The following is a 15,872-nucleotide window of genomic DNA, read 5'->3' as shown; positions in this document are numbered from 1 at the left end:
GAGCCTACGGGGAATCAGTTGCGGCCTTCGGGAATGGCGCGCACCAGCGCCATCAGGTCCCCCTCCAACAGCCGCGACAACCAATAGGTGACCACGAACGCCAGCACGCCGCCGACGCTGATCAGCCGCAGTGGCACGATCACCAGCGACAGGTCCGCGGTGGACACGAAGGTCACGCTGGCCACCGCCAGCAGCGGCACCGAGGCGGCCGCGGCGAGGTAGAAATTGCTGCGCCGGGCCAGCGCCGACAGCTGCCGCCGGTCAGCGGGCCCCACCGAGCCGCGCGCCAGCAGCTGCGGATACAGCGACCGCACCGCGTACACCATGATCGGGAAGAACGGATAGGCCAGCGCGATGGTCGCGCACACCACCTGCGCGGTGAAGAAATGCGTGAAGGCATTGTGCGGCAACCGCGCTCCGGTCCCCGACAGGGCCAGCGGCCAGGCGATGCCGGCGATCAGCCACATGGCGAACGGCACCCACACCGCCCGCTCGCCCATCAACAGCGTGTCGGCGCGGGCGCGGGCGAGCTGGGCCGGGGTGTACTCGTGGCCGTGCGCCAGCCGGTAGGAGACGGTCAGCGGCCGCCGCGCCAGCCACAGCAGCAACGCCGCGGCCAAGGGGAAGGCGACCAGATTGTTCACCAGCGCCACCTGCTCGAACCGATGCTGATCCACAGTCGGCAGCTCATTCACGATGAGGCTCTTGTTGATCCGGACGTTGTACCAGCTGGCGATCGCGTTCGGCAGACCCACGCACAGCACCGCGATGGGCACCGGCCAGCCACGCAGCCGCGACCGCAGCGTGTGCGGGGGCGGATCCACCAGATCCCGCGCTCGCGGGTCGAGGCACAGGTCGAGTTGACCGGCGAGCTGCCCGCCGGTCTGCCAGCGGCGGGCGGGTTCGGGTCGCAGGCATTCCAGCAGTACGCGTCGCAACGCGGCCGGGGTGTCGAGGGGCAGGGTGGCGAGCGCCGCCGCGGACACGCCGTCGATGCGGCGGGCCAGCATGTCCTTCACGACGTCCGGTCCTGCTCCCGTCTCCGGGTCGTCGAATGGCACTGCGCCGGTGAGCATTTCCCACAGCACCAGGCCGAGCGAATAGATGTCGCTGCGGGTATCCGGCGGCGGCGCGGTCGGATCCAGTAACGCCGCAAGCGCTTCCGGCGACCGATAGCGCAGCGCCTCAGCGTCATTCGTGTCCGCCCCGCGCGCCCCGATGAAGCTTGCGCTCCAATACACCGGCCCCAGCGCGAAATCCGCGAGCTTGGGCACACCCTCCGCGGTGAAAAGCACATTGGCGGGCCGGATGTCGTGGTGCAGCACCCCGTGCCGCATCCCGTACTCGAGCGCCTCCGCCAGCCGTCGGCCCACCCACGCAACGGTTTCCGGCACGGTCAGCCCGGCGATCTCCGCCCGCACCGGTGACCCGGATGGACTGCTCTCACCCCTGGCTTCCATCGCGGAATCGATCGCGCGCAGCAGTAGCCCGGGCGCCACTACGCCCTCGTTCGCGGCCCTCTCGGTCCGCAGCCGCGCCAGCACGCCCTCGCCGGTCCCACCGGGCAGATACTGCATGTACAGCAGTCGCAAGGGTCTGCCGCTGCTGCCGTCGGCGATCAGACGCTGGTCGAAGACCCGCACGATGTGCTCATGGTCGAGTTGGGCGACGGCGTCGGCGTCGGCGTCCACGCCCGCCTCCACCCGCACCGCGACCAACCGCTGCATGGACCGCTGCCGGGCCAGGAACATGCGGCGGTGGGCATGGCCGCCGAGGTCGGTGAGCAGGTCGAAATCGTCGAGGCGGCGGCCGATTCCGATGCTCGCGGGGAGGGCGGGCGGCGGGGACGGCGGGGTCTCGCCGGTGAAGCGCCGCCGGACCTCGGCGGCGACCTCCGGGTATTCGGCGGTGAAACTGTCGACGTCCAGGGACCGGAAGCGGCTGCGGGCCACGTACTCCTCGCACACCAGATCGGCGAAGTCCGGACTGGTCTCCACTTCCGGGAATTCCTTGCGGTACTCGGCGATCCGCTTCTCCATCCCGGCCCGCCGCCAGCGCTGCCGCATGTCCACCCGCACCAGATCGGTGAGAACGGCCAGGCGCACCTCGTGCCCGTCTGGCAGGTAGCCGGCCAGCCGCGGCGGCTCGCGGCGCTCGCCGCGCAAGGTGGACTCCCAGTCGGCGGCGAAACGGGCGAGGGCCTGCGCCGGTAGTTCGCTCACGGTTCGGCGCCCGTATCGTTGCCGGACTCCCCCGACGGCCGCGTGGGCGACACCACCCGCTCCAGCGCCGCCAGGTCGGCCTCCAAGGCCCGGAAGATGGCGTACACCAGGACGAATGCGGCGATCCCGCCGACGCTGAGCACCCGCACCGCCACGATCACCTGCGGAATGTCCTCCGGCGGTAGGAAGGTCACGCCCGCGACCGCCAGCAGCGGCACCGACGCCGCCACCGCCAGATAGGTGGTGCAGCGGCGGCCCAGCCGGTGCAGCCACACCGCGTCCTCGGCGCTGATGTACCCGTGCCGCAAGAACATCGGATAGATGCACCGCACCAGATAGAAGGCGACCAGGAAGAACGGATAGGCCACCGCGATCGCCCCGCACACCACCAGCGACACCAGGAAATGCACGACCCCGCGGACCGGTAGGTCGGTGGCCGTGATCCGCAACACCAACGGGAAGGTGACGCTCGCGGTCACCCACAGCGCGAACACCACCGAGGAAATGCGTTCCCCCGCCAGCAGCACGTCCGCGCGCGCCCGGCGTAGCGTCTCCGGCTCGTATTCGCGGCCCTTGTGTAGTCCGCGCGGCACCACGATCACGTACCTGCACAGGTAGACGATGACGGCCGCCCCGAGGGGGAAGAACACCAGGTTCACCATCGCGGTGGTGAGCATGAAAGTGTGCATGGCCGATGCGGACAGGTGGCTGATGATGAAGGCCCGGTTGTGGGCGATGTTGTACAGCGAGGCGAGCGTGTTCGGGATCGCCACGGCCAGCGTGACCAGCGGGATCAGCCAGGGCCGCAACCGCATCCGCCAGCTGTGCGGGGGCGGGTCGACCAGGTCGCGGGCGCGCTCGTCCAGGCACATCTCGAGCTGTTTGGCCAGGATCGCGCCGCTGCTCCAGCGCTGGTCACGGTCCGGCGCCAGGCAGGTGAGCAGGACCCGGCGCAGCGCGGCCGGGCAGTCGGGCGGCACCCGGTCCAGGGCCGCGGTGTCGACTCCGCCGCGCCGCCGGGCCAGCATGGCCTCGAGGGTGGTGCGGTCGCCGTGGTCGCCGGGCCCGGCCGTGGTGTCGTCGAAGGGCTTGGCGCCGGTGAGCAGCTCCCACAGCACCACGCCGAGGGAAAAGATGTCGGCGCGGGTGTCCAGGTCGGCGGCGCTGGTGGCGGTGCCGGGGTGGCAGGCCTCCAGCTGTTCGGGGGACATGTAGGACAGCGAACCACCGAAGTACGAGACCGGGCTGGAGCTGTCGAGATTCCGGCTGAAACTGATATTGAAATCGGCCAGCTTCGGTACCGCCTCGGCGGTGAGCAGCACGTTCGCGGGCTTCACATCCCGGTGCAGCACGCCGTGCCCATCCGCGTAGTCCAGCGCCTCGGCCAATCGGCGACCCAGCCACGCCACGGTTTCGGGCCAGTTCAGCCCGGCCAGTTCGGCGCGCACGCTGGAGTCGGTGGGCCGGATCTCGCCCTTCTCCTCCATGGCGGCGTCCACCGCGTCCAGCAACAGCTGCCCGCTGCGTTCCGCGGGCGGGGTGGCCCGCACCCAGCGCAGCACGCCGAGCAGGGTGCCGCCGGGCAGGAACTGCATGTAGAGCAGTCGCAGCCGGCGCCCGGATTCGGTGCGCAGGTCCGACATCAGCCGCTGATCGAAGACACGCACGATGTAGTCGTGGTCGAGCTGGGCCAGGGTCTGCGGCTCGGTGCCGTGGTCGGCGGAGATCTTGACCGCTACCAGCCGCTGGAGGGAGCGCTGGCGGGCCAGGAAGACCCGGGCGAAGGCCCCGGAACCGAGATTGGTCAGCAGATCGAAATCATCGATGCGCTGGCCGATTTCGATGCGATCGAGCAACTCCCCGGTTTCGGGCGTGGTGACCCCGCCGGTGGCCCTGGTGTGCTCGAGCGTCATGCCGACCGGCTGCGAGCGATCCTCGTACAGCGTCATCTCACCCGGATCGGGCACCCGGGTGCTGTCGCCGTCGAACAGCAGTCCGGTGCGGGTGGTCGCGTCGAGCCGCGGCCGTTCGGAGGCGTCGAGCCCGAGATCAGCGCGCGTGGACTCCTCCAGCCCGGCCCGGCGCGTGCTCTGGTCCTCGTCGTCGGCGTTCAGCAGTTCCCGCAGCTCGGCCGCCTGATGCGGGTATTCGGACAGGCAGTCGCGCGGATCCACGCGCTCGCCGCTGTGCCGGCGGATGACGAACTCCTCGTATACCAGCCCGGCGGGCAGGTCCCGGGCGCTGAGTTCGGGGAATTCGGCGCAGTATTCGCGCAGCCGTTTGGGCGGGGACACCTCGGCCCGGGCCGGGCCGCGCAACCAGCGATGGCGGATGTCCACCCGGATGAGCTCGATCAGCGCGCCACGTCGCAAGGTGCCGGCATCGGGCAGATAGTCGGCGATTCGGGGCGGTGCCACAGCGGAGTCCCAGGCCGCCGCGAAGGCCGCCACCGCACTCGATTCCGTTCCGGCCGCGTAACCGCCGGAACGGTGGTCGGAACCAGAAGCCATGTCCGCACCCATCTGGCTGGCACGGATTTTGTCGATCCGCACTGTCGATCCGGGGATGTCGTGAATTCTGAGATTCGGACAAAGAACCCGCCACACCCGACACCATCATCCCCGACCACTAGCGGGAATGATAACTTGCGGCTCACGAGCGGATCACCCGATTTCGACACGAGGCGACGGGGGAAGACCAGCATGCACGACGAGGGCACGGCGCTAGCGGCTGAGATCGCCACAGCCGCCACCACCGAGGAGGTAGCGGTGGCACACACCACGGCCGATTCCGACACTCATTCCGACTCTCCCCCCGTGGACCTGACCACGGCCACCGGCATCGCCGCGGCCGTCCAGAACGGTTCGATCTCCCCCGAGGAAGCGGTCGGCGCGGCACTGGACCGGATCCGTGCGCGCGACCGGAAATTGAACGCCTTCAGTCTCGTTCGTGAGGAGGCGGCCCGCGCCGAGGCACGCATGGTGGCCGAGCGGGCCGATCTGGACATGCTGCCGCTGGCCGGGGTGCCGATCGCGGTGAAGAACAATATCGACGTCGCCGGCGAGGTGACCCGGGGCGGCTCGCTGTCGGGCTCCGACGTGCCCGCCCGCGACGATCATCCGGTGGTGCGGCGGCTGCGGGCCGCGGGCGCGGTCGTCGTCGGCCTTACCACCGTCCCCGAATTCGGGCTCTGGGGCGTGACCGACGGCCCGGGCAGCATCACTCGTAGCCCGTGGAACACCCGCTACTCCGCGGGCGGATCGTCGGGTGGTTCCGGGGCGGCCGTCGGCTCCGGCATGGTCCCGATCGCGCACGGTAATGACGGGCTGGGCTCGGTCCGCATTCCGGCCGCCTGCTCCGGCGTGGTCGGCCTCAAGCCCGGCCGCGGCCTGGTGCCCGCCGAGGTGGGGCTGGACTCATGGGGCGGGATGACCGAGAACGGGGTCCTCGCAACGACTGTCGCGGATACCGCGCTCATGCTGTCGGTGCTCGCGGACCGGCCCGACCTGGCCGATCTGGAGACCCCGCAGACCCTGCGCATCGGCCTCGCGACCGGTGCCCCGACGCCGCTGACCTATGTCGACCTGGCCTGGACGGCCGCGGCCGACAAGGCCGCCGCGTCCGCCTCCCGGGCGGGTCATATCGTCGGTGTGGCCGAACTTCCTTACCAGGGCGCGACTTTCGCGTTGCTGCTGCGCTGGCTCGGCAATGCCGCCCGCGAGGCCGCGACCGTCCCGCATCCGGATCGCCTGCAACGCCGGACCCGCATCCACGTCGCGCTCGGCAAGGCGGTCCTGAAGTCCGGTCTGCTGCGTCCCAGCCAGGTCGACCGCGTGGAGGCGCGGCTGCTCGACTATTTCGAGCGCTACGACGTGGTCATCACCCCGACCCTGGCGACCCCGGCCCCGCGCGCCCGGCGCTGGCACTCCCGCCCCTGGCTGGCGAATGTCCTTGCGAACGTGAAGTTCTCACCGTTCACGCCGCTGTGGAATCTGGTCGGCTGGCCTGCGCTGTCGATTCCCATGGGTCTGCACCCGCGCTCGGGCACCCCGGTGGCGGCCCAGATCGCGGGCCCGCCCGGCAGCGAATCGACCATCCTCCGGCTGGCCGCTCAGATCGAAGCCACCCACCCCTGGCAGCGCGTCGCCCCGTGACCGTGTCGGGGCCGGGATACACGACAGCGCCGCGTCACTCGGTGACGCGGCGCTGTGCGTAGTGTCGATCCCACACATCCGTTCAAGCGTGCCCGACAGACGGCGGCAACCTCCGACCCACTGCCGCCGCCCGATGGACCGGGCCGTGTCCGGGCCTACTGGGCCGCGACGGGTTCCTTCTCGGCGAAGCCGCCTTCGAGTACGCGGGCGGCGAACTCGAGGATGGTCGGGCGGTCGTCGTCCGCGCGCCAGGCCACCGCGAGCTCGCAGGGGGCCAGGCCGGTGATCGGGCGGGCGGTGAGGCCGGGCCAGCGGTACATGGGGACATTGTTCTCAGCGAGCAGGCAGACGCCCAGGCCGAGGCTGACCGCTTCGAGGCGTTCCTCGGCGGTGGCCGCCTCCGCGCCGATCTTGGCCTGCCGGCCGCCGCGGGCGTCGGCGCCGAGCCAGAAGTCGCGGGCCGCGCCGGCCTCGGCGGGCATGGCGATGAAGGGTTCGTCGATCAGGTCGGCGAAGTCGATGCTCTCCTGGTTGGCCAGGGCGTGGTTCTCCGGCAGCAGCACCCAGCGCGGTTCGGTGCGCAGCACCTGCCAGCGGTAGCGGCTGGTGTCGGGCACCGGCAGCCACATGAGTGCGAGGTCGGCCTGGCGGCCCGCGAGACCGCTGGACGGGTCGGTCCAGGAGGCGGAGTGCAGGGCGAGGCGATGGCCGCTGGCGCTCTCCAGGTCGGTGATCAGGCCGCGGCCGATGGAGGACTGGATGCCGACGCGCAGCACCTCACCGGCCTCCTGCAGGGCGACGTTGGTGACTTCCCACAGTTCCAGGATCTTCCGCGCGCCTTCGAGGAGTTCCTTGCCGGCGACGGTCAGGGCCACGCTGCGCTGGTTGCGGTCGAACAGCACGACGTCGAGCTGGCGCTCCAGCTGACGGATCTGTCGTGACAGGGTGGGTTGAGCAATGTGCAGCCGTTGAGCGGCGTTGGTGAAGTGCAGTTCCTCAGCGACGGCGACGAAATACCGCAGGTCGCGCAAATGCGGGTCCATAGCCCCTTGCTATCAGAATCGGTCTTGATTTTCCAGCCGTATCCGATCCAAAAGTTTGCAACTGGATCAGAAAACAGCCGTCAGGTTTGTTACAGACAGCATAAGACGCCACCGAAACATTCTGTTAACCGGATCCGCGAATTCTCGGCCATTCACCGACACTCCCCCACTCGCGCCCACCCAGACAGTTGACCAGCAGTTACACCAAACTCCGCCCACACGCCCGATCCGCGCACGCGCCGGGCGCGGAAACCCAGCAACAGACACCTCCCTCGCCTGAAGCCCCACGCCAACGGATTGAGTGATTTTGGTCACATCAAGGCCGAAAGCCGCCCCCGGTCACCGGGCAGCGGCCTTCGTTTCGTCATTGCGCGGCGCCCCTGAGGACTCCGCGGGCGGTTACTTCCCGCCGTACACCTTCGGGTTGAGAGTGCCGATATAGGGCAGATCGCGGTAGCGCTCGTCGTAGTCGAGGCCGTAGCCGACCACGAATTCGTTCGGGATGTCGAAGCCGACGCCCATCACGTCCACCTGGGTGCGCAGCGCATCGGGCTTGCGCAGCAGCGTCACCACCTCGAGCGAGGCCGGGTTGCGGCTGGACAGGTTGCGCAGCAGCCACGACAGGGTCAGGCCGGAGTCGATGATGTCCTCGACGATCAGCACATTGCGGCCGGCGATGTCCTTGTCCAGGTCCTTCATGATGCGCACGACGCCGGAGGACGAGGTGGAGGAGCCGTAGGACGAGACGGCCATGAACTCCATCTGCGTCGGCACGGTGAGCTTCTTGGCCAGGTCGGTCATGAAGAAGATCGCGCCCTTGAGCACGCCCACCAGCAGCAGGTCGCCCTCGGGGGCATCGGCCGGATACCGCTTGGCGACCAGTTCGGCCAGTTCCTCGACCTTTTCGGCGATCTGTTCCTCGCTGATCAGCACCGACGCGATGTCGTCCCCGTACACGTCCGCTGGTTTCCCTTCAGTGATGTTCGACCCGAATCGGGTTCACTCAGAACTGAGTATGAGCCTGCCATGTTCACGCGCGGCAACCAACCTGGTCCCACCGGGCGAACCGCCCACCGCGACACCGCCCTGCCCGCGCCACCGTGTGACCAGCGCTTCGGCGGCCCGTAAGTTGTTGTCCGTCAACGATTTCGCGCCACGCTCGAGCAACCACGCACGAATGACGCGGCGGCGGACGGCGGGCGCGGCAGTGGCGAGTATCTCGATTCGCAGCGCGGCGCCGTCCCGGGCAACCGCCAGCAACTCACCGGCGAGCGCGTCCAGCACCGCCCCGTCCTCGCGCAACTGCGCGGCGGTACGGGCCAGCGCGGGCGCCACCCCGCCGCCGAGCACGTCCTCGAGCAACGGCAGCACTTCGTTCCGCAGCCGTACCCGGGTGAATTCCGGCGCGCTATTGTGTGGATCCTCCCAGGCCGTGATGCTCAGGTCCGCGCACAGCTCCCGGGTGACGCTCCGCCGTACTCCGAGTAGCGGCCGCCCCCACGGGTCGTCGAATTCCGCCATCCCCCAGATCGATCGGGCCCCCGAGCCGCGGCCCAGTCCGAGCAGCACGGTCTCGGCTTGATCGTCGAGCGTGTGCCCGAGCAGCACCGGCGACCCCGCGCGGGCCTCGGCCAGGGCGGCATATCGGGCCCGCCGCGCGGCGGCCTCGAGCCCGCCCTCGCTACCGACCGATACCGTCAGCACCCGAGCCGACCGGCACCCCAACCGCTTGGCCAGAGCCGCCGCCTCGGCGGCCACGTCGCCCGACCCGGCCTGCAAGCCGTGATCCACGATCAGCGCGTCGACCACATCCGCCTCGGCGCACGCGGCGGCGGTCAGCGCCAGCGAGTCCGCCCCGCCCGACAGGGCCACCGCGATCACGCCCGCGGGCGCGTACCGGCCCAGCCACTCCCGTACCGCATGCCGCAGCTCCAGTGCGGCACGCGTCTCGGGCAGCCGAGGCCGATCGTTCACGTCCTGATCGTCGCACGGACCGGCGATCCGGCGGCGGGGCAGGCCGATCAGCCGAGGACGCGCGCCACCCAGCGCCGCGGTTCGCCGATTTCGTCTGTGCGGGGCAGGGTTTCGGCGTCGGTCCAGACGGTGTTGAAGTGTTCCATGCCGACGGTCTCGACGACCTCGTCGACGAACGCCTTGCCGCGTACGTACTGTGCCACCTTGGCGTCCATGCCCAGCAAGGCGCGCAGCAGCCGCTGGATCGGATTGGCGGGGCGCTTGCGACGCTGATCGAAGGCGGCACGGATCTGGGCCACCGAGGGCACCACGGCCGGTCCGACGGCGTCCATGACGTGGTCCGCATGGCCCTCCAGCAGGGTGCCGAGCATGAGCAGGCGGTCGAGCGCCTCTCGCTGCGGTGCGGCCTGGGTGGCCCGCAGCAGCCCGATCACGCCGCCCGCGGGGTCCTCGACGCCGCGGCGGCGCTCCTTCACCGCGGCGACGAGCCGGGCCAGCATGTCGGCCAAGGGTTCGTCGCCGGCCTCGCCGAGCACCTTGACATTGCGGCGCATGTAATCGGCGATCCAAGGGGCGGAAGAGAATTGGACGCGATGGGTGACCTCGTGCAGGCATACCCAAAGCCGGAAGTCGCTGGGCGGCACATTGAGTGCGCGTTCCACCGCCATGATGTTGGGCGCGACCAGCAGCAGGGTACCGTCGGGCCCGCTGAACGGGTCGTACTGGCCGAGGATGGCCGTGGACAGGAAGGCCAGCATGGCCCCGGCCTGCAATCCGGCCGGTTTGCCGACGAACTTGCCCTTCTCCCCGGGCCCGACACCGCTGCCGGTGAGCTGGGCCATGGAGTCGGCGGCGGCGCGGATCCAGCCCGGGCGGTCCACGATCAGCGCGTCCGGCACCACCGAACCGTCGTCGAGACCGCTGACCTCGCGGACCGGTCCCTCGGCGCGCATCGAAGCGGCGGCGAGTTCGGCTACCGCGTGCTCGGCCGAGTACCGGGAGGTGCGCGGCCCCGCGGGCACCAGCGCGGCGCCCGTGCGGGCGGCCACGTTCCAGTCGACCACACCGGCCAGAGTGGTCCGGGCGCGAGCAGGGGCCGAAGCGGTTTCGGATCCGGTCATTTCATCCACCCGTCAGGAGCAGCCACAGTTGCGCAGTGCGTTGGCGACGGCATCCAGCGCGGGTCGGCTCACCTCCGGCGGCCGATCGTTCGACATCAGTGCGAACGTCAGGACCCGTCCGTCGCGGTCCAGCACATAACCCACCAACGCACTCGATACGGACAGAGTTCCTGTTTTGGCCCGAATCCAACCCGCTCCTTCGCGATCCCGGTCGACATAACGGCTCACCAGCGAGCCGGTGCCGCCCGCCACCGGCAGGAAGTCCAGCAGCGGCGCGAGCGGGGATCCGGCGGTGGTAGCCGAGGCCGGTTCGGCGGTCGAATTGGTTTGCGAACCGGCGTCGTTGGACAGCGTGGCCACGGTCAGCACCCGGTTGAGCAGGCGCGGGGGAATGTGGTCGTCGGTCGAGAGTCCGCTGTTGTCGGCCATCTTCAGGCCGGTCAGGTCGAATCCGGCGGCTTGCAGCACGGTCGACATGGCGGTCACCGCGCCCGTGAAGGAGGCTTCCTGCCCGCTGGCCACGGCGACCTCGCGCCCGATGGCCTCGGCCAGCACATTGTCGGAATGCACCATGGCCTGCAGCATGCGTTCGCGCAGCGGCGCGGACTGCACGGCGGCCAGCTGATTCGCGCCCGCCGGGGCGGTACCGATCCGCACCTTCGCGGGATCCGCGCCCAGTTCGATGGCCAGCCGCTTGCCCGCGTCGAGAGCGGGTGTGGGGGTGCGCGGCGAGTATTCGACCAGTGGATCCAGCCGGCCACCATCGATCATCACGGGGTCCAACGGTGCGATGGAGCCGCCCGCGATGTCGGCGTTGTCCCAGCCGGGCGCGAAGTTCGGACCGGCGTAGGCGGAGGTGTCGACCACGATGGAGTCCACCCGCTGCCCGGACACCTTGATCTGCGCGACCAGGTCCTGCAGCTTCGGCGCGTCCGGGTAGTAGCCCTTGCCGTCGGGCTGCGCGGTGATGGTCGGGTCGCCGCCGCCGACCAGCACGATCTCCCCCGGCGCCGAGCCCGCCACCACCTTGGTGGTGATCCGGTGGTCGTCGGGCAGGGCCAGCAGTCCGGCCGCGGTGGTGAGGATCTTGGCGGTGGAGGACGGGATCATGCCCTTGTCCGGGTCCATGGTCCACAGCACCTTGCCGGTGTCCCCGTCGGAGACCGAGGCGGCGAATATCCCCAGGTCCGGGTTGCCGACCACGGGCGCGAGCGCGGCGGCCAGCCCGGCGGCGGTGGCTGCGGGGGCGGTCACCGGCGCGGGTGCGACCTGTGGAATCGGCTTGACGGGTGCGGGCGGGTCGGCGATCGTCAAGCCCCCGTGCCGAAATTCCTCAGTCCACGGTTTCAGGATCACCGCCACCGTCGCGGCCGCCGCCAGCACGACGACCAGCAAGGATGACACCACGATCCAGGTTCTGCGCCGCCGCTTGGCCTCCAGACCACCGATGCTCTGCTTGTTCCGACCAAACACCTGCCGCTGTCTCCTGTATCTGGTTGCGCCGCCTCCGGCGTCGCGGGTTCGAGGCCGAGGCGCGAGCCGACGGAGCCGGAAGCTCGGTTCTTCGCTCCTGCGCTCAGTCGCCGTGGAACCGAGCCGGGCCGCGAACCGCCCCGCGTTCACACACTATCCTCGTTGCGCAGTCGTTCCCCCGAACGAGCTGGCGAGTCGGCAGTCATACCGCCTACCGAAGAAGGAGATGACGTGGAGTTCGACGTCACCATCGAGATCCCCCGGGGTCAGCGCAACAAGTACGAGGTAGATCACAAGACCGGGCGCGTGCGGCTGGACCGCTACCTGTACACGCCGATGATGTACCCGGCCGACTACGGCTACATCGAGGACACCCTGGGCTCCGACGGCGATCCGCTGGACTGCATGGTGCTGCTGCCCGAGCCGGTGTTCCCGGGCGTTCTGGTGGAGGCCCGCCCGGTCGGGGTGCTGATCATGTCCGACGAGGCCGGCGGCGACGAGAAGGTCGTGGCGGTGCCCGCCTCCGACAAGCGCTGGGCCCACATCCAGGACGTCGAGGACATCCCGGAGTTCCAGCGCAAGGAGATCGCGCACTTCTTCGAGCGCTACAAGGACCTGGAGCCCGGCAAGTGGGTCAAGGTCGAGGGCTGGGAGGGCCGCGAGAAGGCCGAGAAGCTGGTCGACGAGGCCTACGCCCGGCTGAAGGAGCAGGGCGGCCACTGAGCTTCCCTCCGGTGAGGGGCGGCACGGATTCCGTGTCGCCCCTTTCGCTTTCGCCCGGCCCTGCGCGTCCTCGCTGTGCCGTGTCCTCTCATTCGGCCGCCGGACAGTACGGATCCGGTCATCGTCCTCAGCATCACGGGGGTCAGCTGCAGACCGCCCAGCATCGGGCTCGCTGCAAATATTGTGGCAGCAGCAGGATTTCGCCGAACATGCCCGCGCCCACCACGAACGAGATGACCACACCCAGCGTGAGGGTGCGGTTGGCGAAGATGCGCAGCGGTATCGGCGCGGCCTCCCCCAGCGCCGCCTCCACCAGTACGACGGCGATCGCCCCGAGCGCACCGATGAGATAGCAGGCGATGGATCTCGAACTGTCCCAGTTTCATTCGTGATCCTGCTGGGCCACGATCAGTAGCGGGCTCATGGCGACGATGAGCGCCGGCGCGCCCCAATAGTCCACGCGGTCACGGGTTTTCTCGCGCAGAGGCAGGTGCAGCACCCGCGTCACCACGATCAGGGTGGACGGTCCGATGGGCGCGTTCACCAGGAACACCCACCGCCCGCCCGCGATCCCGAGAATGCTGTGCTGCCCCGCGAACAGCCCGGGGGGTGAAGCCGCCCTCGCCGGTCGACTCGGATGTAGCCATGGCCGAACCTCCGGGTCCCCGTCCAAACCGATAGACCGGGAAACCGGAGGCTTGCGGTCCTCTTTCGGGGCCGAAGCCCGCGGGGGCTACTTCCCCTTGAACTCGGGCGGCCGCTTCTCGAAGACGGCCTGGATGGCCTCGGTGAGGTCCTCGGACGGCAGGAACGCGGAGTTCCACGCCGACACGTACCGCAACCCGTCGGCGATCTTGCCGCGCTTGGGCTGGTCCAGCACATCCTTGATGCCCTGCACCACCAGCGGCGGGTTGGCGGCGATCTCGCGAGCCATGGCATGGGCGGCGTCCAGCACGGCCTGCTGGTCGGCGTACACGTCGTTGATCAGCCCGATCTTCTCGGCGCGGGTCGCGTCGATGTCCTTGCCGGTGAAGGCGAGCTCACGCACGTGCCCCTCGCCGATGATGCCGGGCAGGCGGTGCAGCGAGCCGATGTCGGCGACGATGGCCACCTTGGCCTCGCGCAGGCTGAACTTGGCGTCGGCGCTGGCCAGGCGGACGTCGGCGGCGGCGACGAGGTCCAGCCCGCCGCCGATGCACCAGCCCGAGATGGCCGCGATGACCGGCTTGACGCAGTCGGCGACCGCGGTGACCGAGTCCTGCATGCTGCGCACGTGCTTGAGGAAGTCGGTGCGCGGCCCGGCCAGTGCCTTATCGGCCAGCAGCGGCCCGAACAGCGGGCTCATGGCCGGGAGGTCGAGGCCGTAGGAGAAATGCTTGCCGGATCCGGTGAGCACGATGGCGCGAACGTCCGGGTCGGCGTCGAGTTCGCCGAAGATGAGCGGCAGCTCGCGCCAGAAGTCGGGGCCCATGGCATTGCCCTTGCCGGGACCGGTGAGCGTCACCTGGGCGATGTGGTCCTTGCTTTCGACCTCGAAAGCCTTCCAATCGGTCATCGGTCCAGCGTAACGGGGGTGCCGAGGGCCCGGCAGGGCGGTGTAAACCCTGTGCTAAATCTGCTGCGTCCCAGTGTTTTCGAACCGCTTGCGGACGCACGATGGACGGGTCCGCACAACCCGCTCGTCCCGTGTGTGAGGTCACGATGTTGATGCATCACGGAATCGGCCTCGACCGCTTCAACACACTTCCGCGCCGCCGCGCGATTCACGCCCTGTACGAATGCTGCTGCAATGTCACCTGGGCCCAGAAGATCGCCGACGGCCGCCCGTACCCGGGCCACTCCGCATTGCAGACGGCCGCCGCCGCCGAGTTGCACGCCCTGTCCGCCATCGATCTGGAGCGGGTCTTCGATTCCTGTGCGCACCAGTGGGTTTCACCGCGCACCGTCGAGGAGCTCGCCCCGATCGTGCGCGCCCGCCTGACCGACATGCTGGGCCCGGAGGAGGGTTACCCCGATTACTGATCCCCCCGCACATCGACCGCGATCGCTCTACCCTGGTTGCCATGCGCAGGTCCCTGCCACCGGTCGCGTCGAAGGTTTCCGACACCTTGATCGCGCGCGGCCATCACGGAGTGATCATCACTCAGCCCAGTCCCACCCACACCGCGCAGGAAGCCGCCGACGCCCTCGGCGTCACGGTCGGCGCCATCACGAAGTCGCTGGTGTTCCTGCTCGACGACGACCCGGTCCTGCTGCTGGTGTCCGGAGCGCACCAGGTGCACGTGAACCGCACCGGCGAACGCCTCGAAGGCACCCTCACCCGCGCGCCGGCGGACATGGTCCGGGAGGTGACGGGTCAGCCCATCGGCGGCATCGCCCCGCTCGGCCATCCCACCAACCTGCCCACCTTCGTCGACCGGGCGCTGGCGCAGTATCAGGAGCTGTGGGCGGCGGCCGGACATCCGAACACGCTGTTCCGCACGACCTTCGGGGAACTGGTGCGAATCACCGCGGGCCTCGCCATCGATGTGGATTGAGCAGCGGGATTCACATGGATCGAGCGATTTCTTGCCGGGCGGAATAACCGGGCGCCCGACCACGTAGGTTCGTGAGGTGAGCGATTCCCCGACTCCCGGCACGGAGTTGCATGTGCCCGACGATCTGAGCGGCATTACCGCACAGCAGTATCGCGCCGCCATGCGGCACTATCCGGCCGGCGTCACCATCGTCACGCTGAACTCCGAGCAGGGTCCCGTCGGTTTCACCGCCACCTCGTTCGCCTCGCTCTCGGCGCAGCCGCCGCTCATCTCGTTCAATATCGCCGAGACCTCGTCCAGCATCGAGCCCATGCTGCGGGCCGAATCGCTGGTCGTGCATTTCCTGGGCGAGCATCAGAAGCATCTGGCGCAGCGTTTCAGCAGGACGGCCGAGGAGCGCTTCACGGATCGGTCGCTGTGGACGACCCTCGGCAGCGGCGAGCCCGTCCTGCACGGCACCCCCATCTGGGTCCGCGCCACGGTCCACCAGCTCATTCCGATCGGGGATCACACCCTGGTCATCGGCCTGGTCACCCAGGTGCACGACAACACGGAGAACTCCCCCGCGGTCGGCCCGCTGGTCTACTACAACGGCGCCTACCACCGCGCCGAGATCGCTGACTGA

At 69.4% G+C, this 15,872-nt stretch carries 15 protein-coding genes; 5 read left to right on the top strand and 10 right to left on the bottom strand.

Annotation, left to right across the window (positions count from 1 at the left end; translation table 11 throughout):
- Nucleotides 1-14: 14 nt before the first annotated feature.
- A complete protein-coding gene (locus GLP40_RS05805; RefSeq protein ID WP_328289739.1) occupies nt 15-2,222 on the bottom strand; it encodes a protein kinase domain-containing protein in 2,208 nt (735 codons plus the stop codon).
- Entirely contained in the window at nt 2,219-4,732 is a 2,514-nt protein-coding gene (locus tag GLP40_RS05800) for a serine/threonine-protein kinase (RefSeq protein WP_154786725.1), read from the bottom strand. The genes GLP40_RS05805 and GLP40_RS05800 overlap by 4 nt, the downstream gene beginning before the upstream one ends.
- Before the next feature lie 192 nt (nt 4,733-4,924).
- Between GLP40_RS05800 and GLP40_RS05795 the strand changes: the two genes are divergently transcribed.
- Nucleotides 4,925-6,376: an amidase gene (locus GLP40_RS05795; protein ID WP_154786724.1), complete on the top strand. Its 1,452-nt coding sequence runs from the start codon at nt 4,925-4,927 to the stop codon at nt 6,374-6,376.
- 155 nt (nt 6,377-6,531) lie between these two features.
- Here GLP40_RS05795 and GLP40_RS05790 read toward each other — a convergent pair whose 3' ends face one another.
- The 5 genes from GLP40_RS05790 to dacB form a co-directional block, all read right to left on the bottom strand.
- Nucleotides 6,532-7,419: a LysR family transcriptional regulator gene (locus GLP40_RS05790; protein ID WP_154786723.1), complete on the bottom strand. Its 888-nt coding sequence runs from the start codon at nt 7,417-7,419 to the stop codon at nt 6,532-6,534.
- A 399-nt stretch (nt 7,420-7,818) separates the two neighbouring features.
- Nucleotides 7,819-8,376 carry a hypoxanthine phosphoribosyltransferase gene (hpt, locus tag GLP40_RS05785; protein WP_328289738.1) on the bottom strand — a complete coding sequence of 186 codons (558 nt, stop codon included), beginning with the start codon at nt 8,374-8,376 and terminating at the stop codon, nt 7,819-7,821.
- 42 nt (nt 8,377-8,418) lie between these two features.
- Nucleotides 8,419-9,393 carry a tRNA lysidine(34) synthetase TilS gene (tilS, locus tag GLP40_RS05780; RefSeq protein WP_328289737.1) on the bottom strand — a complete coding sequence of 325 codons (975 nt, stop codon included), beginning with the start codon at nt 9,391-9,393 and terminating at the stop codon, nt 8,419-8,421.
- 47 nt (nt 9,394-9,440) lie between these two features.
- A complete protein-coding gene (locus GLP40_RS05775) occupies nt 9,441-10,514 on the bottom strand; it encodes a zinc-dependent metalloprotease (RefSeq protein ID WP_154786722.1) in 1,074 nt (357 codons plus the stop codon).
- A gap of 12 nt (nt 10,515-10,526) precedes the next feature.
- Complete coding sequence (gene dacB, locus GLP40_RS05770; protein ID WP_328289736.1) at nt 10,527-11,987, bottom strand: D-alanyl-D-alanine carboxypeptidase/D-alanyl-D-alanine endopeptidase; 1,461 nt, start codon at nt 11,985-11,987, stop codon at nt 10,527-10,529.
- Between the two features lie 231 nt (nt 11,988-12,218).
- On the opposite strand from dacB, the gene ppa reads away from it, so the two are divergent.
- Nucleotides 12,219-12,710 carry an inorganic diphosphatase gene (gene ppa / locus GLP40_RS05765; protein WP_328289735.1) on the top strand — a complete coding sequence of 164 codons (492 nt, stop codon included), beginning with the start codon at nt 12,219-12,221 and terminating at the stop codon, nt 12,708-12,710.
- 142 nt (nt 12,711-12,852) lie between these two features.
- Here ppa and GLP40_RS05760 read toward each other — a convergent pair whose 3' ends face one another.
- From GLP40_RS05760 to GLP40_RS05750, 3 genes are all read right to left on the bottom strand, one after another.
- Nucleotides 12,853-13,023, bottom strand: coding sequence for a hypothetical protein (locus tag GLP40_RS05760; protein ID WP_154786720.1), 171 nt, complete (start codon nt 13,021-13,023; stop codon nt 12,853-12,855).
- A gap of 69 nt (nt 13,024-13,092) precedes the next feature.
- Entirely contained in the window at nt 13,093-13,254 is a 162-nt protein-coding gene (locus tag GLP40_RS05755; RefSeq protein ID WP_154786719.1) for a hypothetical protein, read from the bottom strand.
- Between the two features lie 189 nt (nt 13,255-13,443).
- A complete protein-coding gene (locus GLP40_RS05750) occupies nt 13,444-14,265 on the bottom strand; it encodes a crotonase/enoyl-CoA hydratase family protein (protein ID WP_154786718.1) in 822 nt (273 codons plus the stop codon).
- Between the two features lie 152 nt (nt 14,266-14,417).
- On the opposite strand from GLP40_RS05750, the gene GLP40_RS05745 reads away from it, so the two are divergent.
- The 3 genes from GLP40_RS05745 to GLP40_RS05735 all read left to right on the top strand — a co-directional run bounded on the left by GLP40_RS05745 (nt 14,418) and on the right by GLP40_RS05735 (nt 15,872).
- On the top strand, nt 14,418-14,732 hold the full coding sequence (locus GLP40_RS05745; protein ID WP_230329250.1) for a 2-oxo-4-hydroxy-4-carboxy-5-ureidoimidazoline decarboxylase: 315 nt from the start codon (nt 14,418-14,420) through the stop codon (nt 14,730-14,732).
- A 41-nt stretch (nt 14,733-14,773) separates the two neighbouring features.
- On the top strand, nt 14,774-15,247 hold the full coding sequence (locus GLP40_RS05740) for a YbaK/EbsC family protein (RefSeq protein WP_154786716.1): 474 nt from the start codon (nt 14,774-14,776) through the stop codon (nt 15,245-15,247).
- A gap of 76 nt (nt 15,248-15,323) precedes the next feature.
- Complete coding sequence (locus tag GLP40_RS05735; protein ID WP_328289734.1) at nt 15,324-15,872, top strand: flavin reductase family protein; 549 nt, start codon at nt 15,324-15,326, stop codon at nt 15,870-15,872.

This window comes from Nocardia aurantiaca, assembly GCF_009708175.1.
Taxonomy (GTDB): domain Bacteria; phylum Actinomycetota; class Actinomycetes; order Mycobacteriales; family Mycobacteriaceae; genus Nocardia; species Nocardia aurantiaca.
This window is presented reverse-complemented; position numbering and strand designations above follow the sequence as displayed.

Bases quoted from the DNA above. Each gene is read 5' to 3' on its own strand.
- GLP40_RS05800 (WP_154786725.1), bottom strand. From the start codon at position 4,732: ATGGCTTCTGGTTCCGACCACCGTTCCGGCGGTTACGCGGCCGGAACG.
- GLP40_RS05795 (WP_154786724.1), top strand. From the start codon at position 4,925: ATGCACGACGAGGGCACGGCGCTAGCGGCTGAGATCGCCACAGCCGCC.
- GLP40_RS05790 (WP_154786723.1), bottom strand. From the start codon at position 7,419: ATGGACCCGCATTTGCGCGACCTGCGGTATTTCGTCGCCGTCGCTGAG.
- GLP40_RS05775 (WP_154786722.1), bottom strand. From the start codon at position 10,514: ATGACCGGATCCGAAACCGCTTCGGCCCCTGCTCGCGCCCGGACCACT.
- GLP40_RS05750 (WP_154786718.1), bottom strand. From the start codon at position 14,265: ATGACCGATTGGAAGGCTTTCGAGGTCGAAAGCAAGGACCACATCGCC.
- GLP40_RS05745 (WP_230329250.1), top strand. From the start codon at position 14,418: ATGCATCACGGAATCGGCCTCGACCGCTTCAACACACTTCCGCGCCGC.
- GLP40_RS05740 (WP_154786716.1), top strand. From the start codon at position 14,774: ATGCGCAGGTCCCTGCCACCGGTCGCGTCGAAGGTTTCCGACACCTTG.